At 63.6% G+C, this 25,351-nt stretch carries 21 protein-coding genes; 15 read left to right on the plus strand and 6 right to left on the minus strand.

Annotation, left to right across the window (positions count from 1 at the left end; translation table 11 throughout):
- The first annotated feature begins 296 nt into the window (after positions 1 to 296).
- From tauA to tauD, 4 genes are read left to right on the plus strand one after another with little or no spacing between them, the layout of a single operon-like run.
- The gene (tauA, locus tag KU43P_RS25700; protein WP_317660248.1) at positions 297 to 1,268 is read left to right on the plus strand and encodes a taurine ABC transporter substrate-binding protein; all 972 of its coding nucleotides are present in this window, start codon (positions 297 to 299) and stop codon (positions 1,266 to 1,268) included.
- A 19-nt stretch (positions 1,269 to 1,287) separates the two neighbouring features.
- Positions 1,288 to 2,076, plus strand: a complete 789-nt coding sequence (tauB, locus tag KU43P_RS25705; protein WP_317660250.1) for a taurine ABC transporter ATP-binding subunit — start codon at positions 1,288 to 1,290, stop codon at positions 2,074 to 2,076.
- Positions 2,073 to 2,912, plus strand: a complete 840-nt coding sequence (gene tauC / locus KU43P_RS25710) for a taurine ABC transporter permease TauC (protein ID WP_317660252.1) — start codon at positions 2,073 to 2,075, stop codon at positions 2,910 to 2,912. Before tauB ends, tauC begins: the two co-directional genes overlap by 4 nt.
- A gap of 47 nt (positions 2,913 to 2,959) precedes the next feature.
- Positions 2,960 to 3,793 carry a taurine dioxygenase gene (gene tauD, locus KU43P_RS25715; RefSeq protein WP_317660253.1) on the plus strand — a complete coding sequence of 278 codons (834 nt, stop codon included), beginning with the start codon at positions 2,960 to 2,962 and terminating at the stop codon, positions 3,791 to 3,793.
- 106 nt (positions 3,794 to 3,899) lie between these two features.
- Here tauD and betT read toward each other — a convergent pair whose 3' ends face one another.
- Positions 3,900 to 5,861: a choline transporter BetT gene (gene betT / locus KU43P_RS25720; RefSeq protein WP_317663916.1), complete on the minus strand. Its 1,962-nt coding sequence runs from the start codon at positions 5,859 to 5,861 to the stop codon at positions 3,900 to 3,902.
- Between the two features lie 328 nt (positions 5,862 to 6,189).
- On the minus strand, positions 6,190 to 7,122 hold the full coding sequence (epsC, locus tag KU43P_RS25725) for a serine O-acetyltransferase EpsC (RefSeq protein WP_317660254.1): 933 nt from the start codon (positions 7,120 to 7,122) through the stop codon (positions 6,190 to 6,192).
- 271 nt (positions 7,123 to 7,393) lie between these two features.
- Between epsC and tcyJ the strand changes: the two genes are divergently transcribed.
- The 9 genes from tcyJ to KU43P_RS25770 all read left to right on the plus strand — a co-directional run bounded on the left by tcyJ (position 7,394) and on the right by KU43P_RS25770 (position 16,368).
- Positions 7,394 to 8,188 carry a cystine ABC transporter substrate-binding protein gene (gene tcyJ / locus KU43P_RS25730; RefSeq protein ID WP_317660255.1) on the plus strand — a complete coding sequence of 265 codons (795 nt, stop codon included), beginning with the start codon at positions 7,394 to 7,396 and terminating at the stop codon, positions 8,186 to 8,188.
- On the plus strand, positions 8,185 to 8,853 hold the full coding sequence (gene tcyL / locus KU43P_RS25735) for a cystine ABC transporter permease (RefSeq protein WP_317660256.1): 669 nt from the start codon (positions 8,185 to 8,187) through the stop codon (positions 8,851 to 8,853). The genes tcyJ and tcyL overlap by 4 nt, the downstream gene beginning before the upstream one ends.
- A 2-nt stretch (positions 8,854 to 8,855) precedes the next feature.
- Entirely contained in the window at positions 8,856 to 9,614 is a 759-nt protein-coding gene (gene tcyN / locus KU43P_RS25740; protein WP_317660257.1) for an L-cystine ABC transporter ATP-binding protein TcyN, read from the plus strand.
- Between the two features lie 258 nt (positions 9,615 to 9,872).
- Positions 9,873 to 11,114, plus strand: coding sequence for an SfnB family sulfur acquisition oxidoreductase (locus KU43P_RS25745; protein WP_317660259.1), 1,242 nt, complete (start codon positions 9,873 to 9,875; stop codon positions 11,112 to 11,114).
- A gap of 149 nt (positions 11,115 to 11,263) precedes the next feature.
- Positions 11,264 to 12,445 carry an SfnB family sulfur acquisition oxidoreductase gene (locus KU43P_RS25750; protein WP_317660260.1) on the plus strand — a complete coding sequence of 394 codons (1,182 nt, stop codon included), beginning with the start codon at positions 11,264 to 11,266 and terminating at the stop codon, positions 12,443 to 12,445.
- On the plus strand, positions 12,445 to 13,830 hold the full coding sequence (locus tag KU43P_RS25755) for an LLM class flavin-dependent oxidoreductase (protein WP_317660261.1): 1,386 nt from the start codon (positions 12,445 to 12,447) through the stop codon (positions 13,828 to 13,830). The genes KU43P_RS25750 and KU43P_RS25755 overlap by 1 nt, the downstream gene beginning before the upstream one ends.
- Complete coding sequence (locus KU43P_RS25760; RefSeq protein WP_317660263.1) at positions 13,823 to 14,623, plus strand: MetQ/NlpA family ABC transporter substrate-binding protein; 801 nt, start codon at positions 13,823 to 13,825, stop codon at positions 14,621 to 14,623. The genes KU43P_RS25755 and KU43P_RS25760 overlap by 8 nt, the downstream gene beginning before the upstream one ends.
- Position 14,624: 1 nt before the next feature.
- Positions 14,625 to 15,734: a methionine ABC transporter ATP-binding protein gene (locus KU43P_RS25765; protein ID WP_317660264.1), complete on the plus strand. Its 1,110-nt coding sequence runs from the start codon at positions 14,625 to 14,627 to the stop codon at positions 15,732 to 15,734.
- The gene (locus KU43P_RS25770) at positions 15,724 to 16,368 is read left to right on the plus strand and encodes a methionine ABC transporter permease (protein WP_317660265.1); all 645 of its coding nucleotides are present in this window, start codon (positions 15,724 to 15,726) and stop codon (positions 16,366 to 16,368) included. The genes KU43P_RS25765 and KU43P_RS25770 overlap by 11 nt, the downstream gene beginning before the upstream one ends.
- A 109-nt stretch (positions 16,369 to 16,477) precedes the next feature.
- Here the strand turns inward: KU43P_RS25770 and dibA are convergent, their stop codons facing one another.
- On the minus strand, positions 16,478 to 18,373 hold the full coding sequence (dibA, locus tag KU43P_RS25775) for a phosphodiesterase DibA (protein ID WP_317660266.1): 1,896 nt from the start codon (positions 18,371 to 18,373) through the stop codon (positions 16,478 to 16,480).
- Between the two features lie 147 nt (positions 18,374 to 18,520).
- Here dibA and desA point away from each other — a divergent pair, with 147 nt between their 5' ends.
- Both desA and KU43P_RS25785 read left to right on the plus strand, forming a co-directional pair.
- The gene (gene desA / locus KU43P_RS25780) at positions 18,521 to 19,705 is read left to right on the plus strand and encodes a delta-9 fatty acid desaturase DesA (protein ID WP_317660268.1); all 1,185 of its coding nucleotides are present in this window, start codon (positions 18,521 to 18,523) and stop codon (positions 19,703 to 19,705) included.
- A 141-nt stretch (positions 19,706 to 19,846) separates the two neighbouring features.
- The gene (locus KU43P_RS25785; RefSeq protein WP_317663917.1) at positions 19,847 to 20,833 is read left to right on the plus strand and encodes a sensor domain-containing diguanylate cyclase; all 987 of its coding nucleotides are present in this window, start codon (positions 19,847 to 19,849) and stop codon (positions 20,831 to 20,833) included.
- A gap of 96 nt (positions 20,834 to 20,929) precedes the next feature.
- Here the strand turns inward: KU43P_RS25785 and KU43P_RS25790 are convergent, their stop codons facing one another.
- From KU43P_RS25790 to gabD, 3 genes are all read right to left on the minus strand, one after another.
- The gene (locus KU43P_RS25790) at positions 20,930 to 22,225 is read right to left on the minus strand and encodes a response regulator (RefSeq protein ID WP_317660269.1); all 1,296 of its coding nucleotides are present in this window, start codon (positions 22,223 to 22,225) and stop codon (positions 20,930 to 20,932) included.
- A 137-nt stretch (positions 22,226 to 22,362) separates the two neighbouring features.
- A complete protein-coding gene (gene gabT / locus KU43P_RS25795; RefSeq protein WP_317660271.1) occupies positions 22,363 to 23,640 on the minus strand; it encodes a 4-aminobutyrate--2-oxoglutarate transaminase in 1,278 nt (425 codons plus the stop codon).
- A 178-nt stretch (positions 23,641 to 23,818) separates the two neighbouring features.
- On the minus strand, positions 23,819 to 25,261 hold the full coding sequence (gene gabD / locus KU43P_RS25800; protein ID WP_016394128.1) for an NADP-dependent succinate-semialdehyde dehydrogenase: 1,443 nt from the start codon (positions 25,259 to 25,261) through the stop codon (positions 23,819 to 23,821).
- Positions 25,262 to 25,351: the final 90 nt, after the last annotated feature.

A 25,351-nucleotide genomic window follows, 5' to 3' on the forward strand; every position in this document is an offset into this window, starting at 1 on the left:
GTAAGATTTTTACGGAATATAGATCGAACCTTTACAGCCAGAAGTTGTATCGACCCCGTCAATCATACCTTTAGGTTATGTGCAAACGTTTGCCGACCAGCTGCCCGCCAACCACCCCTGACGAGGGGAAAAAGACTAGCAGCGCGCCGCTGTTCCGCCAGTCGCCATTTCCGAACCCGCCCGCGTTAAAGCATTTGGCTCCTAAGCTAATTCTAAAAAGTTATTTATTTTTGATTTCTTAGATCATCTAGTCTTCTCGCCATCCATCACATCGATTGCCTGACGAGAGGTTCACCATGATCCCGCATGCCCCGCTGCGCCTGTTCGCCGCCCTGACCCTCGCCGGCACCAGCTGGTTGGCCCAGGCCGCCGACCTCACCGTTGCCTACCAGACCACCGTCGACCCCGCCAAAGTGGCCCAAGTCGATGGCTCCTATGAAAAAGCCAGCAAGGCCGACATCGCCTGGCGCAAGTTCGATAACGGCGCCGATGTGATCACTGCGGTCGCCAGCGGCGATGTGCAAATCGGCTACCTCGGGTCGAGCCCGCTGGCCGCTGCCGCCACCCGCAAGCTGCCGGTGGAGACCTTCCTGATCGCCACCCAGATTGGTGCAGGCGAAGCGCTGGTCGCCCGTGACGGCATCAAGTCGCCGCAAGACCTGGTCGGCAAGAAGGTCGCCGTACCGTTCGTTTCCACCGGCCACTACAGCCTGCTGGCTGCGCTGAAGCACTGGAACATCGACCCATCCAAGGTGCAGATCCTCAACCTCGCGCCACCGGCGATCATCGCTGCCTGGAAGCGCGGCGACATCGACGCCACCTATGTCTGGGATCCTGCCCTGGGTGTGGCCAAGGAGAACGGCAAGGTGCTGATCACTTCGGGCGAACTGGCCGAGCAAGGCGCACCGACCTTCGACGCCTGGATCGTGCGCAAGGACTTCGCCGAGAAGCACCCGGACGTGGTCAAGGCCTTCGCCAAGGTCACTCTCGACGCCTACGCCGACTACCGCAAAGACCCTAAAGCCTGGCTGGCCAATAAGGACAACGTGGCCAAGCTGGTCAAGCTGTCCGGCGCCAAGGCCAGCGACATTCCGGTCCTGCTGGAAGGCAACGTCTACCCGCTGGCTGCCGACCAGGCCAACGCCCTGGGCGCACCGACCACCCAGGCACTGACCGACACCGCCACCTTCCTCAAGCAACAGGGCAAGGTCGACGCGGTACTGCCGGACTACTCGCCCTACGTCAGCGCCAAATTCCTGCCTAACTGAACCTGATCCGGAGCCTGTCATGGCCTTGCTCGAACTGGAGCGCATCAGCGCACAGTACCCCGGCGCCAACACCCCGGTGCTGGCCGACATCAACCTGAGCCTGGGGCCTCGCCAACTGCTGGTGGCCCTCGGGCCATCGGGCAGCGGCAAGACCTCGCTGCTCAACCTGATCGCCGGTTTCGTCGCCCCCAGCGGCGGGCGTATCAGCCTCGATGGCGTGCCGGTGCAAGGCCCTGGCGCCGAGCGCGGCGTGGTGTTTCAGGACGATGCGCTGCTGCCGTGGCAGAACGTGCTGGGCAACGTCGCCTTCGGCCTCGAACTGGCCGGCGTTCCGCGGGCCGAACGTGAAGCCAAGGCCCGCGAAATGCTGGCCCTGGTCGACCTCGACGGCTTCGGCGAACGGCGCATCTGGCAATTGTCCGGCGGCCAGAAACAACGCGTGGGGCTGGCTCGTGCGCTGGCAGCCGACCCACGGGTGCTGCTGATGGACGAGCCGTTCGGCGCGCTCGATGCCTTTACCCGTGAACAGGTGCAGGAGTTGCTGCTACAGGTGTGGCAGCGCACGGCCAAGCCGGTGTTCCTGATTACCCATGACATCGAAGAAGCAGTATTCCTGGCCAGCGAACTGGTGCTGCTGGCCCCCAACCCAGGGCGCGTGGTCGAGCGCATGCAACTGGACTTCGGCCAGCGCTACGCCGCTGGCGAGCCCGCTCGGGCGATCAAGTCCGACCCACGCTTCATCGAAACCCGCGAGCATGTGCTGGCGCGGGTGTTCTCTCAACGCCAAAGCCTGCAGGAGCCCGCATGAGCAGCATCGATCTGCCGGTCGTCGGCAAGCGCGACGCCCACGCCCGGCCAGCCGTGAAAGCCAGCCGCCCATTGTCCACCCGCTGGATCAGCACCCTGACCCTGGCCAGCCTGTTGCTGGCCTGGTGGCTGGTGACCGCCGCCGGCTGGATCGAGCCGCTGTTCCTGCCCTCGCCAGGCGATATCCTGGCCAAGGGCTGGGCCCTGCTCACCCAGGGCTACATGGACGCCAGCCTGTGGCAGCACCTGGGCGCGAGCCTTGGCCGTATCGGCCTGGCGCTGGCCGCCGCCGCCCTCACCGCCATCCCGGTCGGCATCGCCATCGGCTACAACCGGGTGGCCCGCGGCATCCTCGACCCGCTGATCGAGTTCTACCGGCCCATCCCACCACTGGCCTACCTGCCGCTGATCGTCATCTGGTGCGGCATCGGCGAACTGTCCAAGGTGCTGCTGATCTACCTGGCGATCTTCGCCCCGATCGCCATCGCCACCGCCACCGGCGTGCGCACCGTCGACCCAGCCAGGCTGCGCGCCGCGCAGTCGCTGGGTGCCACCCGGGCTCAACTGATTCGCCATGTGATCCTGCCCAGCGCATTGCCCGACATCCTCACCGGCATCCGCATCGGCCTGGGGGTCGGCTGGTCGACCCTGGTCGCCGCCGAGCTGATCGCCGCCACCAGCGGCCTGGGCTTCATGGTGCAGTCGGCAGCGCAGTTCCTGGTCACCGATGTGGTGGTGCTGGGCATCCTGCTGATCGCCCTGATCGCCTTCGCTCTGGAGATGGGCCTGCGCGCCCTGCAACGCAAGCTGGTGCCCTGGCACGGGCAAAGCCACTGAACTGGACTGATCACGCCGGCAATCCGGCGCCTAGCACGAGAAAAGCCATGAGCCTGACCATAACCCCACTCAGCCCGGCGCTAGGCGCCCAGATCAGCGGCGTGGACATCAGCCGCGACATCAGCCTGGAGCAGCGCGACGCCATCGAACAGGCGCTGCTCAAGCATCAGGTGCTGTTCTTTCGCGACCAGCCGATCAACCCAGAGCAGCAAGCGCGCTTCGCCGCGCGTTTCGGCGACCTGCACATTCACCCGATCTACCCCAACGTGCCGGAAACCCCACAGGTGCTGGTGCTCGACACCGCCGTCACCGACGTGCGCGACAACGCCGTGTGGCACACCGATGTGACCTTCCTGCCGACCCCTGCATTGGGCGCGGTACTCAGTGCCAAGCAACTGCCAGCCTTTGGTGGCGACACCCTATGGGCCAGCGGCATCGCCGCGTTCGAAGCGCTGTCGGCGCCGCTGCGCGAGATGCTCGATGGGCTCAGCGCCACCCATGATTTCACCAAGTCGTTCCCGCTGGAGCGTTTCGGTACCACGGCAGAGGACCTGGCGCGCTGGGAGGAGACCCGGCGCAAGAATCCACCCCTGTCACACCCGGTGGTGCGCACCCACCCGGTGAGCGGGCGCAAGGCGTTGTTCGTCAACGAAGGGTTCACTACGCGGATCAACGAGTTGAGCGAATGGGAGAGCGAGGCATTGCTGAAACTGCTGTTTGCCCATGCGACGCGACCGGAGTTCAGCATTCGCTGGCGTTGGCAGGAGAATGACGTGGCGTTCTGGGATAACCGCGTGACGCAGCATTTTGCCGTGGATGACTACCGGCCGAATCGGCGGGTGATGCACCGGGCGACCATCCTTGGGGATGCGCCGTTCTGAAGGGCCTTGGGGAGGCCTTTGGCCTCCAATCGCCGGCACGCCGGCTCCCACAGAGGAAAGTGCAGCGCTACAAATCCTGTGGGGTCCGGCTTGCCGGCGATTGCGCCTACCTGACCAGATGCAGGTACTGCATGTGCCGCTCGTACTGGTCGAGAATGTCGTTGATGATCTGCTCCTTGCTGTAGCCCACCAGGTCGTAATTCTGGCTGCCTTCGCTCAAGTGCACTTCCGCCCGGTAGTAGCGGCGGTTCTTCAACTCCTGGGTTCCCAACCCGCCCAGCGCAAACGACGGCGTGAAGTAGCCACGCATCTGCACCTGGTAGATGAACGGCTGTTCCTCGCCATGGCCGACCTTCAGGCTGACGTTGTCATGGCTCGGGTCATCCTGGGTCACCAGCACCAACCCCTTCTGCTCGAACACTTCGCGCACGTCGGCAATCGCTGGGCGCACCACGTCGTCCATGAAGCGGTACACCTCGTCGCGTGACGGGAAATGCACCGCCTGGCTCAAGCGTTGGCGCCAGCCACCGCGGCCACGGCGCGATTGAGCGAACGGCGCCAGCGAATGCATCTGCGCGATCTGCCGCTGGCTCTCCAGGTAGAAGGCCTTGTGCAGCCCCCACATCATGCACAGCAGGATCAGCGAGAACGGCAGCGACGTCAGTACCACCGCCGACTTCAGCGAATCGATGCTACCCGCGAACAGCAGCCCGCTGGTAATCAGCGCGGTCATCACGCCCCAGAAGATACGCAGCCAGTTCGGGCCGTCCTCGTCGGCACCACCGCCCTTCGCCGACAGGGTCGAGAGCACCACCGTGCCGGAGTCGGCCGAGGTGACGAAGAACACGAAGCTGATGAACACCGTCACGGCGATGACTGTCTTGCTCCACGGGTAGGTTTCCAGCAGCAGGTACAGGCTCATCGAAGGGTTGTCCAGGGCCGACTGGCCCAGGGCGGTCATGCCGTGGTTGATCACCTGGTCCAGCGCGCTGTTGCCGAAGATCGACATCCACGCCAGGGTGAAGCCCAGCGGAATCAGCAGCACGCCGAAGACGAACTCACGGATGGTGCGGCCGCGCGAAATGCGCGCGATGAACAACCCAACGAATGGCGCCCAGGCAATCCACCAGGCCCAGTAGAACACCGTCCAGCCACCCAGCCAGTCACGGTTCTCGCCGTAGGCGTACACGTCGAAGCTCTTGCGCGGCAAAGCCCCCAGGTAGTCGCCGAGGTTCTGGATCAAGGTATTGAACAGGTGCTGGGTAGGCCCCGCGAACAGCACGAACAGCAGCAGCGCGCAGGCCAGGAACAGGTTGATGTCGCTCATCACCCGCACGCCCTTCTCTACCCCGGCGACTGCCACGGCCACCGCCGCGCCCATCATCAAGGCGATCAGCAGCACCTGCACCCACTGGCTGTGGCTGATGCCGAACAAGTAGTCGAGGCCAGCATTCAAATGCAGCACACCAAAGCCCATGTCGGCGCCCAGACCGAACACTGTGGCGATGATGCCGAAGCCATCCACCGCATAGCCGATGGGGCCGTTGATACGCTTGCCGATCAGCGGGTAGAGCGCCGAGCGCAGGGCCAACGGCAGGTTGTGGCGGTAGGCGAAATAGGCCAGCGCCATGCCGACGAAGGCGAACACGCCCCAACCATGCAGGCCCCAGTGCAGGAACAGGATCTGCATCGCCTGGCGCCCTGCCTCGGCCGTGCCGGCCTCGCCTTGCGGCGGCTGGAGCATGTGAGTCAGCGGTTCGGAGACGCAAAAGAAGAACAGGGTGATGCTGATGCCGGCGGCGAACAGCATGCCGGCCCACGACAGGTAGCTGAACTCGGGTTCGTCGTGGTCGGCACCGAGCTTGATCTTGCCGTAGCCGGACAACGCGGTGACCACCACGAAGACCAGGTACAGCGTCATGGCCAGCATGTAGTACCAGCCGACCGTGTTGGCCGCCCAGTTCTGTGCTGCCAGCAGCCATTCGCCTGCGGCTTGCGGGAAGGCGATGACTACCAGGCCGAAGATGAGGATGAAACTTGCCGCGAAGTAGAACACCGGAGGGTTCATGCGGATTTTGTCGGCGGCAAGGGAAGGGGTCGGTGCACTCATGCAGCATGCACCTCGTCGATTGACGTGAGGTTCGGAATGAACGGGTTCAGCAAAGGAATCCTCCTGTTGAACACCGGCAGCGGACCAGCGTTTTTCATTGAACAAGCGTTCAAGTTAAACATGGATCGGATTTCAATGCGAACCGGGGTGCTGATCGGTGCATGCCTGTAGCGGCCCTATCGCCGGCAAGCCGGCTCCCACTGGTACCCCACTGCACTCAGCTTCGGCGGGGTTACCTGTAGGAGCCGGCTTGCCGGCGATAGGGCCAGCAAGGCCAGCAAAGAACTCAGTTCTTGTCCTGGCAATCCAGCTGCAGGTTCGCCTGGGTAATGTTGCTCTCGGCCGGCACACTGCGGGTCAGCCACACATTGCCGCCAATGGTCGAACCCTTGCCGATCGTGATCCGCCCCAGGATCGTCGCCCCCGCATAGATCACCACATCGTCCTCGACGATCGGGTGCCGCGCCAGGCCCTTGTGCAGCGTCCCCGACTCATCGCTGGGGAAGCGCTTGGCGCCCAAAGTCACGGCCTGGTAGATACGCACACGCTCACCGATGATCGCGGTCTCACCAATCACTACACCGGTACCGTGGTCGATGAAGAAGCTCGGGCCGATCTGCGCACCGGGGTGAATGTCGATGCCGGTGGCCGAATGCGCCAGCTCCGAACTGATCCGCGCCAGCAACGGCAAGCCGGCCCGGTACAGGTGATGGGCCAGGCGGTGATGGATGATCGCCAGGATGCCCGGGTAGCACAGCAGCACTTCATCGACGCTGCGTGCCGCTGGGTCGCCGTGGTAGGCCGCCAGCACGTCGGTATCGAGCATCACCCGCAGGGCCGGCAGCGCCGCCGCGAAATCCTGGATCAGGCGCAGGGCCTGGGCATCCACGGTCGCCAGTTCACCCTTGCTCTGCCGTGCGGCATAACGCAGTTCGAGGCGGGCCTGGGCCAGCAGCGCGGTGAGCGCAGCATCCAGGGTATGGCCGACGTAGAAGTCTTCGCTTTCCTCGCGCAGGTCCACCGGGCCCAGGCGCATCGGGAACAATGCGCCGCACAGTTGCTCGAGAATCTGGCGCATGGCTTCGCGCGACGGCAATTCTCGCCCGCCCTGCTCTCCTATGCTGCGGCCATTGCGGCTGCGCCACTGCTCACGGGCGCCGCGCAGGCCGCTGACAATACTGTGCAACTGCCAATGCGCCGAAGATGGTTGTTCGCTCACGGTGTTCTCCTGCCAGTGGGGCAATCGGTATTTTGCAATCCACTCTACGGCAAATCCGTCCCTTGGAAAAAACAACGCTTTATTCCATCCTGCGCTAAGTCAGGCATAAGCAGCGATGACGAACCGGGCATCGTCGCCTACCCTCAACCCTGCTTGTAGCTGAACTTTTTATTGAAAGCGCATAAGAAAATAAGTTTTTATTATTTCCTGGCCTATCAAGCCAACTCTATAGTCGCCACCCACTACTTCCACAACAAGCGCGGGGCCTGACATGTCGAAATTTGCCAAACCGCTTCTCAACGCCAGCCTGGCGATCCTGCTGGGCGCCGGGTTGCTCAGCCAGGCATTTGCCGGCGAGCAACTGAAGACCATCCAGGAAAAAGGCGTGATCAACGTCGGCCTGGAAGGCACCTACCCGCCGTTCAGCTTCCAGGATGAAAACGGCAAGCTGGCAGGCTTCGAGGTCGAGCTGTCGGAGCTGCTGGCCAAGGAGCTTGGGGTCAAGGCCAAGATCCAGCCCACCAAGTGGGACGGCATTCTCGCTGCGCTGGAGTCCAAGCGCCTGGATGTGGTGGTCAACCAGGTCACCATCTCCGACGAGCGCAAGAAGAAGTACGACTTCTCCGAGCCCTACACCGTTTCCGGCATTCAGGCACTGGTCCTGAAGAAGAAGGCTGCCGAGCTCAACATCAAGACCGCGCAGGACTTGGCCGGCAAGAAAGTCGGCGTGGGCCTGGGCACCAACTACGAACAGTGGGTCAAGCAGGACGTACCGAAAGCCGAAGTGCGTACCTACGAGGATGACCCGAGCAAGTTCGCCGACCTGCGCAACGGCCGCATCGACGCCATCCTGATCGACCGCCTGGCCGCGCTGGAATACGCGCAGAAAGCCAAGGACACTGAGCTTGCCGGCGATGCCTTCTCACGCCTGGAAAGCGGCGTGGCCTTGCGCAAAGGCGAACCGGAACTGCTGGAGGCCATCAACAAGGCCATCGACAAGCTCAAGGCTGATGGCACCCTGGCCAAGCTGTCCGAAAAATACTTCGGTGCCGACGTCACCAAATGATCGCTGAAAGCCTGCAACTGGTAGTCGACTCCACGCCCTTCTTGCTGAAGGGCGCGGGTTATACGGTGCTGCTGAGTGTCGGCGGCATGTTCTTCGGCCTGGTGCTGGGTTTTGCCCTGGCGCTGATGCGGCTGTCGAAGATTCTGCCGCTGAACTGGCTGGCGCGGGTCTACGTGTCGTTCTTTCGCGGCACACCGCTGCTGGTGCAGCTGTTCGTCATTTACTTCGGCATGCCGCAGATCGGCATCGAGCTCGACCCGATCCCGGCATCGCTGATCGGCCTGTCGCTGAACATGGCCGCCTACATCTGCGAGATCCTCCGTGCAGCGATCTCCTCCATCGACCGAGGCCAATGGGAAGCCGCCGCCAGCATCGGCATGACCCGTACCCAGGCCATGCGCCGGGCGATCCTGCCTCAGGCCCTGCGTACCGCGCTGCCGCCGCTGGGCAACAGCTTCATTTCGCTGGTCAAGGACACCGCCCTGGCGGCGACCATCCAGGTGCCCGAGCTGTTCCGCCAGGCGCAGCTGATTACCGCACGCACCTTCGAAGTGTTCACCATGTACCTGGCGGTGGCGGTGATCTACTGGGTGCTCTGCAGCATCCTCGCGCACTTCCAGAACCGCATGGAAGCGCGGGTCAACCAGCATGACCAGGAGCACTGAAGATGATTGTCGTAGAAGGCCTGACCAAGCAGTTCAAGGGCCAGACCGTGCTCAACGGCATCGATGTGACCGTGCAGCCTGGCGAAGTGGTAGCCATCATCGGCCCCAGCGGCTCGGGCAAGACCACCTTCCTGCGCTGCCTCAACTTACTGGAAACCCCGGACGCCGGGCGCATTCGCATCGGCGACATCAGCATCGATGCCAACCGCCCACTGGGTGGCCAGCAAGGGGCGATACGCCGGTTGCGCCAGCAGGCCGGCTTCGTCTTCCAGAACTTCAACCTGTTTCCCCACCGCACGGCGCTTGAGAACGTCATCGAAGGGCCGGTGATCGTCAAAAAGACGCCCCGCGAGCAGGCCATCGAACTGGGCAAGCGCTTGCTGGCCAAGGTCGGCCTCGCCGGTAAGGAAGACGCCTACCCAAGGCGCCTGTCGGGCGGCCAGCAACAGCGGGTGGCCATTGCCCGTGCCCTGGCCATGGAGCCTGAAGTGATCCTGTTCGACGAACCGACCTCGGCGCTCGACCCGGAGCTGGTCGGCGAAGTACTTGCGACCATCCGTGGGCTGGCGGAAGAAAAGCGCACCATGATCATCGTCACCCACGAGATGAGTTTTGCCCGTGATGTGGCGAATCGAGTGATCTTCTTCGACAAGGGCGTGATCGTCGAGCAGGGCGAGGCCAAGGCGCTGTTCGCCAACCCCAGGGAAGAGCGGACCCGGCAGTTCTTGCGCAAATTCCTCGGGACTGCGGCTTCGGAATAACTCACTGGCCCTATCGCCGGCAAGCCGGCTCCCACACGTGCACCACTGTTCTCAAGGGCAGTGGTGTTCCTGTGGAAGCCGGCTTGCCGGCGATAGGGCCAGCTGCATTCAGCAAAAACCCACTTCTATATATATTCCAAAAGGTTAGTTCATAAACATTTAATAAGCCTTTAGGGTATATAAACCGGACCACCGGACCAGCAAACGTTTGTCGCCATCAGCTGAAGCGACGCATCCACTTTGTGAGGTTCGGTACTGATGTCCACCCTGCCAGAAACCCAATTCCACAGCGACCTCGACAGCTCGCCCCTGCTGCTGCCGGCCAAGGTCCTGCGCAATGACGCCGAAGCCCTGCAGGCCGCCCGAGAACTGGCCGACGTCGCCCGTGAGCAAGCTGCTCGCCGCGACCAGCAGCGCAAGCTGCCCTGGGCCGAGATCGAACAGTTCACACGCAGCGGCCTGGGCAGCATCAGCGTGCCCAAGGCCCATGGCGGCCCCGACGTCTCGTTCGAGACCATCGCCGAGGTGTTTCGCCTCATCAGCGCCGCCGACCCGGCGCTGGGGCAGATCCCGCAGAACCAGTTCGGCCTGCTGCAACTGCTGCGCGTCGCCGCCACCGAGGCGCAACAGGCGGTGATTTTCCGCAGCGTGCTCGACGGCTGGCGCATCGGCAATGCCGGGCCAGAACGCGGCACCAAGGACACCCTGACCCTGAAGGCCCGCATCACTCGCACCGGTGACGGCTATCGCATCAGCGGTGAGAAATTCTATTCCACCGGCGCCCTGTTCGCCCATTGGGTCGCGGTCAAGGCCCTGGACGACGAAGGCCGCCAGCGCCTGGCCTTCGTCCGCCGGGGCTCGCCAGGGCTGCGTATCGTCGACGACTGGTCGGGCTTCGGCCAACGCACCACCGCCAGCGGTACTGTGCTGCTCGACCAAGTCCCGGTCGACGCGGAACTGGTGATCGACAACTGGCGCCAGCGTGACGTGCCGAATATCCAAGGCGCCGGCTCGCAGTTGGTCCAGGCCGCCATCGATGCCGGCATCGCCGAGGCGGCGATCGACGACGCCATCCATTTCGTGCGTGAGAAATCGCGGCCTTGGATCGAGGCCAAGGTAGACCGTGCCGGCGACGACCCTTATGTGATTGCCGACATCGGCCGGCTGAAACTCGAGCTGCATGCAGCCGAGGCGCTGCTACGCAAGGCTGCGCGGGTGCTCGACGAGGTCAGTGCCGCACCGATCGATGCTGCGGCGGCAGCCCGGGCCTCGATTGCGGTGGCCGAGGCCAAGGTGCTGACCACCGAGATCGCCCTGCAAGCCAGTGAAAAGCTGTTCGAGCTGGCCGGCAGCAGCGCCACACTTGCCGAATTCAACCTCGACCGCCATTGGCGCAACGCCCGCGTGCACACGCTGCATGACCCGGTGCGCTGGAAGTATCACGCGGTGGGTGCCTATTACCTCAACGGGGCCTTGCCGGCGCGGCATTCCTGGATCTGATTTGCGGCCTTGGGGCTGCTATGCAGCCCAATCGCCGGCAAGCCGGCGCCCACAGAGAGCTCACACAACCTGAGATCAGCGCTGTACCTGTGGGAGCTGGCTTGCCAGCGATTGGGCCGAACTGCGACCCCAAGGGCCCGGAGAACACCATGACAACATCGATCATCACCAGCGACACCCAAGCCCTCACCATCGCCGAAGCGCTCGCCCAGCAACTGCGCCGCGACAGTGCCCTGCGCGACCGCGAACGGCGCCTGCCGCACGCCGAACTGGACCTGTTCACCCGCAGCGGTCTGTGGGCCATCAGCGTACCCAAGGCCTTCGGCGGCGCCGGGGTGTCCAACGTCACCCTGGCCAAGGTCATAGCGCGCATTTCCCAGGCCGACGCCTCGCTCGGGCAGATCCCGCAAAACCACTTCTACGCTCTGGAAGTGCTGCGGGTGAACGGTACATCTGCCCAGCAGCAACGCCTCTACGCCGAAGTACTGGCCGGCCAACGCTTGGGCAACGCCCTCGCCGAGCTGGGCACCAGGACCGCCCATGACCGCACTACCCGGCTGACCCGCGACGCTGGCGGCTATCGCATCAACGGCCGCAAGTTCTACGCCACCGGTGCCCTTTACGCCCAGCGCATCCCCACCTCGGTCATCGACGAGCAAGGCGTGCAGCACCTGGCCTTCGTGCCGGCCGACAGCCATGGCCTGCACGTGATCGACGACTGGAGCGGCTTCGGCCAGCGCACCACCGGCAGCGGCTCGGTGGTCTTCGACAATGTGCGGGTACGCGACGAAGACGTGGTGCCCTTCCAGTCAGCCTTCGAGCGCCCCACACCGGTCGGCCCGCTGGCGCAGATCCTCCACGCCGCCATCGACACCGGTATCGCCCGCGCGGCCTATGAAGACGCCCTGCACTTCGTGCGCACACGCAGCCGGCCATGGGTCGATTCCGGCCTCGACAAAGCCAGCGACGACCCACTGACCCTGAAAAGCTTCGGCCACCTGAGCATTCGCCTGCACGCCGCCGAGGCCCTGCTCGAACGCGCCGGTGAATACCTCGACCGCGCCCAGGCCGACAGCAACGCCCACACCGTCGCCGCAGCCTCCATCGCCGTGGCCGAAGCCCGTGCGATCAGCACCGAAATCGCCCTCGCCGCCGGCACCACGCTGTTCGAGCTGGCCGGCAGCCAAGCCACCCTGGCCGAACACAACCTCGACCGCCATTGGCGCAACGCCCGCGTGCACACCCTGCACGACCCCGTGCGCTGGAAGTACCACGCCATCGGCAACTTCTACCTCAACGACGTAAACCCACCACGCCGGGGGACCATCTGATGGCCAAGCAAATCCTGCTCAATGCCTTCAACATGAATTGCATCGGCCATATCAACCACGGCTTGTGGACCCATCCACGGGACACCTCGACCCAATACAAGTCGCTCAACTACTGGACCGACCTGGCGCGCCTGCTCGAGCGCGGGCTGTTCGACGGGTTGTTCATCGCCGACATCGTCGGCACCTACGACATCTACGGCCAGTCGCTGGACGTGACCCTGAAGGAGTCGATCCAGCTTCCGGTCAACGACCCACTGCTGCTGGTCTCGGCGATGGCCGCAGTCACCCGCCACCTGGGTTTCGGCCTCACCGCCAACCTTACCTACGAGGCGCCGTACCTCTTCGCCCGGCGCCTGTCCACGCTCGACCACCTGAGCAACGGCCGGGTCGGCTGGAACATCGTCACCGGCTACCTCGACAGCGCCGCCCGTGCCATGGGCCTGGAGCAGCAGCCGGAACACGACCGCCGCTACGACCAGGCCGATGAATACCTGCAGGTGCTGTACAAGCTGCTCGAAGGCAGTTGGGCGGACGATGCCGTGGTCGAGGACCGCGCACGGCGGGTATATGCCGAGCCGGAAAAGGTACGCAAGGTTCATCACCACGGCGAGTTCTACAAGGTCGAGGGCTACCACCTGTGCGAACCTTCGCCGCAGCGCACCCCGGTGCTGTTCCAGGCCGGTAGCTCGCCACGCGGCCTGGCCTTCGCCGGCAACCATGCCGAGTGCGTGTTCATCAGCGGCCAGGACAAGGCCGCGACCCGCTCCCAGGTCGACAAGGTACGCGCCGCCGCCCAGGCCGCCGGGCGCGACCCGCAGGCCGTCAAGGTGTTCATGGGCATCACGGTGATCGTCGCCCCCACCGAACACGAGGCCCAGGCCAAGTACACCGAATACCTGCGTCATGCCAGCCCGGAAGCCGGCGTGGCGCATTTCGCCGCGTCCACCGGCATCGACTTCGCCGCCTATGGGCTGGATGAACCAATCGGCGCCAGCAAGGGCAACGCCATCCAGTCGGCTACCCGCCAGTTGCAGGATAACGCTTGGACCCGCCGCCGCCTGCTGGAGCAGCACGCCCTGGGCGGGCGCTACGTGACCTTGGTCGGCGCGCCCGATCAGGTCGCCGAACAGCTGATCGCCTGGATCGACGAAACCGGCCTGGACGGTTTCAACCTGACCCGCACCGTCACGCCGGAAAGCTTCGAAGACTTCATCGACCTGGTGGTTCCGCAACTGCAACAGCGCGGCCGCTACAAGACCGCGTACGCCGAAGGCACCCTGCGCGAAAAGCTGTTCGACACCCGCCACCCGCACCTGCCCGCCGAGCACACCGGCTCGACCTATCGCCAAACCTCTGCCCCGACTGGAGTTGCACACCATGCTTGAGAAACTGTTCCGGCCCGTCGCGGCCATTGCCCTCTCTCTGGGCCTTGCCAGCGGCGCATCCGCCGCCGAACCGCTGAAGGTCGGCACCACCGCTGCCTTCGCCATCCCGCTGGAAGCCGCGGTGGAAGAAGCTCACAAGCAAGGCCTGGAAGTGAAGCTGATCGAGTTCAGCGACTGGATCGCGCCGAACGTCAGCCTCAACAGTGGCGACATCGACGTGAACTACTTCCAGCACATCCCGTTCCTGGAAAACGCCAAGGCCGCTGCCAGCTTCAACCTGGTGCCCTTCGCCCCCGGCATCATCAACAACGTCGGCCTCTACTCGAAGAAGTACAAAAGCTTCGCCGAACTGCCCGAAGGTGCCAGCGTGGCCATCGCCAACGACCCGATCAACAGTGGCCGCGGCCTGCAACTGCTGGCCAAGGCCGGGCTGATCACGCTCAAGCCGGGGGTCGGCTACAAGGCCACCGAAGACGACATCGTCGCCAACCCGAAAAAGCTGAAGATTCTCCAGGTGGAGGCCGTGCAACTGGTGCGCGCCTATGACGATGCCGACCTGGTACAGGGCTACCCCGCCTACATCCGCCTGGCCAACAGCTTCGAGGCCACCTCGGCGCTGCTGTTCGACGGCCTGGAGAACAAGGAGTACGTGATCCAGTTCGTCATCCGCCCGCAAAGCAAGAACGACCCGCGCGTGGCCAAGTTCGTCGACATCTACCAGCACTCGCCGGCCGTGCGCGCGGCGCTGAACAAGGCCCATGGCAGCCTTTATCAAGCCGGCTGGGAAGGCTGACATGAGCCAGGCCAGCGCCCTCAAGGCGCCCACCGCTCAAACCGCGCCGCCACCGGCTCGGGAGCAGGCCTTGCGCCCGGAGGTCAATGAAGCCCATGTGCGCTTCATCGGCCTCGGCAAGACCTACCCGGGCCAGGAGCAGCCGGCTCTGCAAGGCATCGACCTGAATATCCGCCGCGGCGAAATCTTCGGCATCATCGGCCGCAGCGGCGCGGGCAAATCGTCACTGCTGCGCACCATCAATCGCCTGGAGCAACCCAGCCAGGGCCGCGTGCTGATCGACCAGGTGGACATCGCGCCATTCGACGAAGACCGCCTGGTGGCGCTGCGTCGGCGTATCGGCATGATCTTCCAGCATTTCAACCTGATGTCGGCCAAGACCGTATGGCAGAACGTCGAGCTGCCACTGAAGGTGGCCGGCGTGACCAAGGCGCAGCGTCAGCAAAAGGTTCGCCAATTGCTGGAGCTGGTCGGCCTGCAGGAAAAGCATCACGTCTACCCGGCCCAGCTTTCCGGTGGCCAGAAACAGCGCGTGGGCATCGCCCGCGCTCTGGTACACGATCCTGAGATCCTGCTGTGCGACGAAGCCACATCGGCGCTGGACCCGGAAACCACGGCCTCCATCCTCGAACTGCTGCGCACCATCAACCAGCGTCTAGGCCTGACCGTGGTACTGATCACCCATGAAATGGCGGTGATACGCGACATCTGCCATCAAGTGGTTGTGCTGGAGCGCGGCCAGGTGGTGGAACACGGCGAGGTGTGGCAGGTGTTCGGCACGCCTCGCCACGAAGTCACCCGGACCCTGCTCGCACCGCTTCAAACCAAGCTGCCAGCCGGGCTTCAGGCACGCCTGCGGGCTAGCCCCGCAGGCCGTGACAGTGCGCTGGTGCTCAAGCTCAGCGTGTTCGGCGAACCACCACTGTCGGATGTGTTCCACGACCTCGGCGGGCGAGTGCGCCTGCTCCAGGGAGGTGTGGAAACCATTGGTGAGCGTGCCCTCGGGCAACTGATCCTGTCGGTGCAGGGCTCCCCCCACGACACCCATCAATTGCTCGAACGCGCCCGCCGCTGGGCACAAGACGTGGAGGTACTGGGCCATGTGGTTTGATCGCCTGCTCGAAGGCCTGCTCGACACCCTGCTGATGGTCGGCGTGTCGTCCTTGATCGCCTTGCTGGTGGGGGTGCCGATGGCAGTGTTGCTGGTCACCAGCGACAAGGGCGGCATCTATGAGGCGCCGCTGCTGAACCGGGTGCTGGGCGCCTTCGTCAACCTGTTCCGCTCGATCCCGTTCCTGATCCTGATGGTCGCGCTGATCCCCTTCACCCGCCTGGTGGTGGGCACCACCTACGGCGTGTGGGCTGCGGTGGTGCCGCTGACCATCGCCGCCACGCCGTTCTTCGCACGGATTGCCGAGGTGAGCCTGCGTGAAGTGGACCATGGGTTGGTGGAAGCCGCACAGGCCATGGGCTGCCGACGCTGGCACATCGTCTGGCATGTGCTGCTGCCCGAAGCGCTGCCGGGGATCGTCGGTGGGTTCACCATTACCCTGGTGACCTTGATCAACTCGTCGGCCATGGCCGGGGCGATTGGTGCAGGTGGGCTGGGGGATATCGCCTACCGGTACGGGTATCAGCGGTTCGACAGCCAGATCATGCTGACCGTGATTGCCATGCTGGTGGCGCTTGTGGCGTTGATTCAGCTGGGAGGGGATCGCTTGGCCAAGGGCTTGAACAAGCGCTAGGACTGGGCCCGCTTCGCGGGCCATCGCCGGCAAGCCAGCTCCCACAGGAGACAGCGCAATGCTTGGGGCTGTGGTGAACCTGTGGGAGCCGGCTTGCCGGCGATGGCCCTCAACCCCAACGCAAATTCTCGGCCGGCACCGGCCGCCCGAACCAGTACCCCTGCCCGAGCTGGCACTGCTGTTCCAGCAGAAACCGCGCCTGCTCCGCCTGCTCGATGCCCTCGGCATGCACCTGCATGCCCATGCTCCGCGCCAATGCAATGATCACCCGCACGATCGCGATGTCGTCATCATCCAACGGCAGCCCGGCGACGAAACCCTGGTCGATCTTCAGTTTCTGCACCGGCAAACGCTTGAGCCGCAGCAGTGACGAATAGCCCGTGCCAAAGTCGTCGATCGCCAGGTTCAGGCCCAGTTCACGCAGGCGGTGCAACTGCTCCAGCGCCACCTCCGGGTCTTCCATCACCGCGCTCTCGGTCACCTCAAGTTCCAGACAAGCCGGGTTCAGCCCCGTTTCGTGAAGCACTTCGGCCACCTGCAGATACAGATCGCGCTGGCCAAACAAGCGGCTGGACACGTTGACCGCGACAAAGTCGAGCTTGCGCCCATCTTCCTGCCACTGAACCATCTGCCGGCACGCCTGGCGCAGCACCCAGGCATCGATCTCGGCGATCAGCCCGGTACGCTCGGCGATCGGAATGAATTCACCGGGCGGCACCAGACCGCGCATCGGGTGCTGCCAGCGCACCAGCGCCTCGACACCCACCATGCGGGCGCTGAACAGGTCGAAAACCGGCTGGTAGAACACCCGCAGCTCATCCTGCTCCAACGCCCGGCGCAGTTCGCCTGCGGTTTCCACCCGATGCTGGGCATGGGCAGTGAGCTCTTCGGTGTACAGCGCGTAGCAGGCGCGGCCATTGGTCTTGGCCTTGAACAGCGCCGAGTCGGCGTTGCGCAGCAACTGCTCGGCCCCCAGCGCATCACTGGGGAACAAGCTGATGCCGACACTGGCACTGATGAACAACCGATGCCCTTCGAATTTGAACGGTTCGCGCAGACGTTCGATGATGCTCTGTGCCAGCTTGCCGGCTTGGCCGATCTCCTGGCAGTTCTCGGCCAGCACACCGAATTCGTCACCGCCCAGGCGCGCCAGGGTCACGCCGTTGCCCAGCAGATCGCGCAGGCGATCGCCCACCATTTTGAGCAACTGGTCGCCGATGGTATGGCCCAGGCCATCGTTGATGCTCTGGAAATGGTCGAGGTCGAGCAGCAGCAAGGCGCAGCCGCGCTTGTTGGCCTGGGCAGCAGCCAGTGCCTGCTCAACACGGTCGTTGAACAGCAAGCGGTTGGGCAGGCCGGTGAGCGGGTCGTGATGGGCCAGGTAGGCCAGCTCCTGCTCGGAATGCTTGATCGCGCTGATATCACTGAACACCGCCACATAGTGGGTCAGCGCGCCGCTGTCGTCGCGGATGGCACAGATGGTCTGCCACTGCGGGTAGATCTCGCCGCTTTTGCGCCGGTTCCAGATCTCGCCGCTCCACTCGCCCTTCTCGGCCAGGGTGGCGTAGATCTGCTGGTAGAACGGCACACCATGGCGCCCCGACTTGAACTTGCTCGGGCGTTGGCCGAGCACTTCGTCCTGCTGGTAGCCGGTGATGCGCATGAAGGCACGATTGACGTGCACGATCAGGCCGTCGCGGTCGGTGACCAGCACGCCTTCCAGCGTGCTGTCGAACACGGCCGCCGCCATGCGCAGCCGCTCGCGATCCTCGCGCCGCAGGCGCGCTCCGACACCGATGAAATTGAGCAGGCGAGCGCGGGAAAAGAAGATCAGCAAGGCACTGACCAGCACCCACACCATCACATTGATCTGCCGGCCTACGGTCAACGCCAGGGGATCATCGCTCATGCTGTGCAGCACCAGCTCGGCCAGCACCAGCCACAGAAACGAGAACACCACATACAGCGCGGCCATGCGCAAGGCGTCGCGAACGGAAACAGACATGTCGGGGGGAAAAGCCCATGAAAAAAGATGGGGCATTATAAAGGTAGAAACATGCCGTGACGTCCTATCTGAAAGGGTGACTGGTTTTATTTCCCTACCAAGGGATAATCAGACCTTTCCCCTGCATTCTCGAGGGTTTCCATACCTATGTGGTACAACGGTCTACTCGACTTGTCGGTCTGGCAACTGGTCGGCGTCACCTTGCTGATGACCCATGTGACGATCGTCAGCGTCACCATCTACCTGCACCGCTATTCCGCCCACCGCGCGCTGGAACTCAATGGCGCGCTCAAGCACTTCTTCCGCTTCTGGCTGTGGCTGACCACGGCGCAGAACACACGTGAATGGACGGCCGTGCACCGCAAGCACCACGCCAAGTGCGAAACACCCGACGACCCGCACAGCCCGGTGCACAAGGGTTTGAGCACTGTGCTGCGCAAGGGTGCAGAGCTCTACCGCGAAGAGGCGCGCAACCCCGAGACGCTGCGCATCTACGGCAAGAACTGTCCGGACGACTGGATCGAACGCAACCTCTACTCCCGCTACAAGCTCGGCGGCATCGCCCTGATGGCGGTGATCGACCTTCTGCTGTTCGGCACCCTGGGCATCACCGTGTGGGCCATCCAGATGATGTGGATTCCGTTCTGGGCCGCCGGCGTGGTCAACGGCCTGGGCCATGCGATGGGTTACCGCAACTTCGAATGCCGCGACGCCGCCACCAACCTGGTGCCCTGGGGCATCATCATTGGCGGCGAGGAGCTGCACAACAACCACCACACCTACCCCAACTCTGCCAAGCTGTCAGTCAAGCGCTGGGAGTTCGACATGGGCTGGGCGTGGATACGCCTGCTGTGCCTGCTGCGCCTGGCCAAGGTGCAGCGCGTGGCGCCCATCGCCCACCGCGTCGAGGGCAAGGCGAGCCTGGACATGGACACCGCCATGGCCATCCTCAACAACCGCTTCCAGATCATGGCCCAGTACCGCAAGCTGGTGATCGGCCCGCTGGTCAAGCAGGAGCTGGCCAAGGTAGACACCTCGGTACGCCATCGTTTCCGCCGCGCCAAGCGTCTGCTGTCGCGGGAAACCAGCCTGCTGCAGGACCGCCACCATGTGCGCATCGAATCGATGCTTGCCCACAGCCAGGCACTCAAGACCATCTACGAAAAACGCCTGGCCCTGCAGCAGATCTGGGCCCGTACCAGCGCCAACGGCCACGATATGCTGGCCGCGATGAAAGACTGGGTGCACGAGGCCGAAGCCAGCGGCATCCACGCCCTGCACGACTTCGCCGCGCAACTGAAAACCTACTCCCTGCGCCCCAGCAGCACCTGATGCCGTTGATCGGCACGCCCTGCTCTGGGGCGTGCCAGCTCGGAACTTCACCCCCTCGAACACACTCGAATTCGGCACATCGCCCGCGTGGCGGGCCGGTTCGTGGCCGCACGCATTCCCGTCGAGAACCGCTCCGTGCACATGGCCAAGAACATCAATTCATCCCTGCCCGGCAACTCACCCCCCGCAGCCGCGCAAACCCTGCTTGCCCTGCTCCACGCCCAAGGTGAAGTTGCCCGCCTGAGCGAGCGCGAGCAGCTTTACAGTTCGTTGCTGGACAGCGTAAACGCCGTGCTCTGGGCGTTCGACTGGGAGACTCGCCAGGTGCTCTACGTCAGCCCCGCCTACGAACGCATCTTCGGCCGCCCGGCGAGCCTGGTGCTGGCCGACTACAACGAGTGGCGCGACAGCATCTACCCCGACGACCTGGAATACGCAGAACGCAGCCTGGCCCAGGTGCTGCTCAAGGGCGCAGTTGAAGACCGCGAGTACCGCATTCTCAACGCCAAAGGCGAACTGCGCTGGCTGAGCGACAAGTGCTACATCAACCAACAGCGCGAAGGCGACCGAGTGATCATCGTCGGCATTGCCGAGGACATAACCGAAAAGAAGCACCTCGAAGGCGAATTGCAGCGCCTGGCCACCACCGACGTGCTGACCCAGAGCAGCAACCGCCGGCACTTCTTCGATTGCGCCCGCCAGGCCTTCGATAGCGCCCGCGAAGACGGCACGCCTCTGGCGTTCCTGCTGCTGGACATCGATGACTTCAAGCAGATCAACGACAGCTACGGCCACCAGGAAGGCGACCAGGTGCTGCAGCACATCGCCGACAGCGGCAAGGCCGTACTACGCCGCGGTGATCTGTTCGGGCGTATTGGCGGCGAAGAGTTTGCAGCGGTGTTTCCTGGCTGCAATGCGCAGGTTGCCGAGCAGATTGCCGAGCGGCTGCAGCGGGAGATTCAACGGCTGAGTTTCAGCCATGGCGAGCAGACGTACGGGGTGACAGTGAGCCAAGGGCTGACAGGGCTTACCGATGAAGACGAGTCGCTGGACAGCTTGTTTGCCCGGGCCGATGCGGCGATGTACCGGGCCAAGCGCCAGGGCAAGAATCAGATCGTGCGCGGCTGATTTGTCGGAGCCGGCTTGCCGGCGATAGGGCCCTCAAAGGCTGTGCAGGTCTGCCTGCTCCGGCCTCATCGCCGGCAAGCCGGCTCCCACAGGGACTCAGGTGGGGGGCTTTTCTTCAGGCGCAGGCGGCTCTTCATCCTTGCTATCGATGACCGCTGAACTGGCTTCTTCCTGCGGTTTATCCACAGGCCCCTCCACCTTGCGCAACCGGCTCAACTCCGGCAACCCCACCTTCAACAACCGCGCAGTCTTGTTGCTGGCCACTTTCTCCAACCCTTGAGCAGCCGGTAGCCGCGCCAACTGCCCGGCAAGGTTCATCGCCAGGATCTCGCGCGAATACACCCCACCGCCCAGCTGATAGATCGCCGCGATCAGTTCGCGTAGGCTCAACGGCAAGCGCCAGCGGGTGCGCAAGGCCGAACCGAACGCCGCACCGAAGTCCTCCAGCGCCACCTTGACCCGCGCCTCGTCCAGCTCCCCACCGGCCAGGCTCCACTCCTGCAAGCAACGCAACACCGCCAAGTCCCCCAGGCAATGCAACAAGCCGGCGCAATAGCACCGCTCTTCATCCAGTTCGAGCATACGCGCCAGGGAACGGGCGTACTCGGCAGTGTGCAGCGACAGGTTCCAGAAGTGCGCGGCCTGCTGTGCCAGCAATGGATCGCTCAGACGTGCACTGCGCTTGAGCGTCAGGCCCAGGATCAGGTTCATGCTCTGGGTGCTGCCCAGTTTGTTCAACGCCTGCATCAGCGTTTGCACCGGCGCATCACGGTGCAGGGCGGCACTATTGGCAGCTGCGATCAACACGGCGGTGACCTGCGGGTCGCTGCGTACTTCCTCTTCCAGCACCTTGAGGTTCAGACCCTGCGGGTTGAGCGCGCGTTTGATCGCCTGCTGCACGTCGGCGAACAGCGGGCCGCCATCGGCATTGGCCCGGCGCTGTTCAAGAAAGGCCGGCAAACTGGCACCCGGTTGCAGCGGCGGCACCGGGCAGGCGATTTCTTCGCCCACCGCCAGCAGCAGTTCTTCCAGGCGCTTGCGCAGGTTGTCCATGTTCAACGGCTTGCTCAGGTAAGCCGTGGGGTGAAGTGGCAGCGCTTCATGCACACTGGCGCTGTCGCTGCGGTTGCTCATGAGGATGAACGGCAGGCTAGGCCCTTTGGCGCGTACCTTGCGCAGCAGGTCGAGGCCGTCGACACCCGCCAGCTCACGCGCAGCAATGATCAGGTCGGGTTTGCTGGCCAGGGCCGACAGCGCCTGGGAGCCGTCGGCACAGACTTGTAGCCGGGCGTCGCAGCGCACGCTGAGCAGCATTTCACGCAGCATGTCGCGTACCCAAGGGTCGCCTTCGGCAATCAATACGCTAGGTGGGGCGGGGTCTGCAGCGCTCATGGCCAACTCCTGAATATCCCTGACACGCAATCCGTCGCAGCTTCCAAGGTAAGTCCTGCCACAACCATAGCGTCATGGGCCTTTGTTGGGCACAAAAAAAACCCGCCTAGGCGGGTTTTTTTATGAAGCGCGTCACATCAGGCGAGTTCAGCGAAGCACTCTTCGATGATGGCCAGGCCTTTATCCAGCAGTGCGTCTTCGGCGGTCAGCGGAACCAGGATACGCAGGACGTTGCCGTAGGTGCCGCAGGACAGCAGGATCAGACCCTTGTCACGCGCCTTGGCAACCACTTGGGCGACGGCAGCAGCGTTCGGGGTGTGGGTGCCTTTTTCGAAGACTTCCACAGCGATCATCGAGCCCAGACCACGGACGTCGCCGATGATCGGGTGCTTTTCCTGGATCTGGCGCAGGCCAGCGGTCAGGCGCTCGCCGACAGCCTTGCTGCGGTCCAGCAGTTTCTCTTCCTCGAACACTTCGATCACGGCCAGGGCCGCAGCGCAAGCGATCGGCGAACCGGCGTAGGTGCCACCCAGGCCACCTGGAGCAATGGCGTCCATGTATTCGGCCTTGCCGCACACACCGGCCAGCGGGAAGCCGCCAGCGATGGATTTGGCGAAGGTGGTCAGATCAGGCGCGACGCCCATCTGTTCCATGGCGAAGAAGGTACCGGTACGGCCCGCGCCAGTCTGTACTTCGTCGGCGATCAGCAGGATGCCGTGCTTGTCGCACAGCTCGCGCAGGCGCTTCATCAGCTCTTTCGGCGCTGGCAGGAAGCCGCCTTCGCCTTGTACCGGCTCGAGGATGATCGCGGCGATGTCGCGTGGCTCGGCGTCGTTCTTGAAGATGCGCTCGACCGAGGCGATGGCGTCGTCAACGCTGATACCGTGCAGTTCGCTCGGGAACAGGGCGCGGAAGATGCCGCCTGGCATCAGGCCCATGCCAGCGGAGTACGGAACGACCTTGCCGGTCAGGCCCAGGGTCATCATGGTACGGCCGTGGTAGCCGCCGGTGAAGGCGATCACGCCAGCGCGGCCAGTGGCGGCACGGGCGATCTTGACGGCGTTCTCGACGGCTTCGGAGCCGGTGGTCACCAGCAGGGTCTTCTTGTCGAAGTCACCTGGAACCAGCTTGTTGATCTTTTCGCACAGCTCGACGTAAGGCTCGTAGGCCAGCACCTGGAAGCAGGTGTGGCTGACCTTGGTCAGCTGCTCTTGCACGGCTGCAACCACTTTCGGGTGCAGGTGGCCGGTGTTCAGTACGGCGATGCCGCCAGCGAAGTCGATCAGTTCGCGGCCTTCAACGTCGATCACGGTCGAGTTCTTCGCGGTGTCGACGAAGATCGGGTGGATCTGGCCAACGCCACGTGGGACGGCGGCTACACGACGTTGCATCAAGGATTCGTTGGTCTTGCTCATAATGCCCTCATTTGCGCCGATCAGCGGCGCTTTTACTCGGGGGTGGCTGGGTGTGCCTCTGAACAGTATTCGTTGATCGACTGTCGGAAGAGCCCTGGCCACCAGGTACTGCGATGTCAAAAAGGCCAGCGAGACGTCGCTCTCGCGCCCCGCTGGCAGAGGTAAAACCTTCAGCGCATCAGATGCTGATGCACAGGTATTTGATTTCGAGGTAGTCCTCGATGCCGTACTTGGAACCTTCACGGCCCAGGCCCGAGGCCTTGATGCCGCCGAACGGCGCGACTTCGTTGGAGATCAGGCCGGTGTTGATACCGACCATGCCGTATTCCAGAGCCTCGGCAACACGGAACACACGGCTCATGTCACGGGCGTAGAAGTACGAGGCCAGGCCGAACTCGGTGTCGTTGGACATGGCGATGACTTCGGCCTCGTCCTTGAAGCGGAACAGCGGCGCCAGCGGGCCGAAGGTCTCTTCCTTGGCGACAGCGGCAGACTTCGGCACATCAACCAGGATGGTCGGCTCGAAGAAGTTGCCTTCGATGATCTTGCCACCGGCCAGCACTTTGGCGCCTTTCGAAACGGCGTCGTCGATGTGTTCCTGGACCTTGGCGACAGCTTTGCCATCGATCAGCGGGCCAGTGGTGGTGCCTTCTTCCAGGCCGTTACCGATCTTCAGCTTGGCAACTGCGGCGGCCAGCTTCTCGGCGAAGGCGTCGTAGACACCGTCCTGCACGTAGATACGGTTGGCGCAGACGCAGGTCTGGCCGTTGTTACGGTACTTGGAGATGATCGCGCCCTCGACCGCCTTGTCCAGGTCGGCGTCGTCGAACACGATGAACGGGGCGTTGCCACCCAGCTCCAGGGAAACTTTCTTGATGTCCTTGGCGCATTCTTCCATCAGCTGGCGACCGATTTCGGTCGAGCCGGTGAAGGACAGCTTGCGTACCAGGGAGTTGCCAGTCAGCTCGCCGCCGACTTCACCAGCGCTGCCGGTCACGACGCTCAACACGCCAGCCGGGATACCGGCACGGTTGGCCAGCTCGACCAGGGCCAGAGCGGAGTACGGGGTCTGCGAAGCAGGCTTGAGCACCATGGTGCAGCCAGCGGCCAGGGCCGGGCCGGCTTTACGGGTGATCATCGCGGCCGGGAAGTTCCACGGGGTGATGGCCGCAGTAACGCCGATTGGCTGCTTGATGACGATCAGGCGCTTGTCTGGCTGGTGGCCCGGGATGGTGTCACCGTAGATGCGCTTGCCTTCTTCGGCGAACCACTCGATGAACGAGGCAGCGTAGACGATTTCGCCCTTGGCTTCGGCCAGTGGCTTGCCTTGCTCGGTGGTCATCAGGCGAGCCAGGTCTTCCTGGTTCTCGATCATCAGTTCGAACCAGCGACGCAGCTTGGCCGAACGCTCCTTGGCGGTCAGTGCACGCCAGGCCGGCAGGGCCTTGTCGGCGGCTTCGATGGCGCGGCGGGTTTCCGCGGTGCCCATCTTCGGCACGGTACCGATGACTTCACCGGTGGCCGGGTTGGTCACCTTGATGGTCTGGCCGCTGTCCGCATCCAGCCACTCACCGTTGATGAAGGCTTGCTGGCGGAACAACTGAGCGTCTTTGAGCTGCATGTCGGCTTCCCGAATTGTTGAATTATTGAAAAGCGCCCACTACAGGGCATCGAGCGTTTGAAATCTCAAACGAATGCTAAGGGGATGCTG

This window comes from Pseudomonas sp. KU43P (genome assembly GCF_033095865.1).
In the GTDB taxonomy this organism is placed as follows: domain Bacteria; phylum Pseudomonadota; class Gammaproteobacteria; order Pseudomonadales; family Pseudomonadaceae; genus Aquipseudomonas.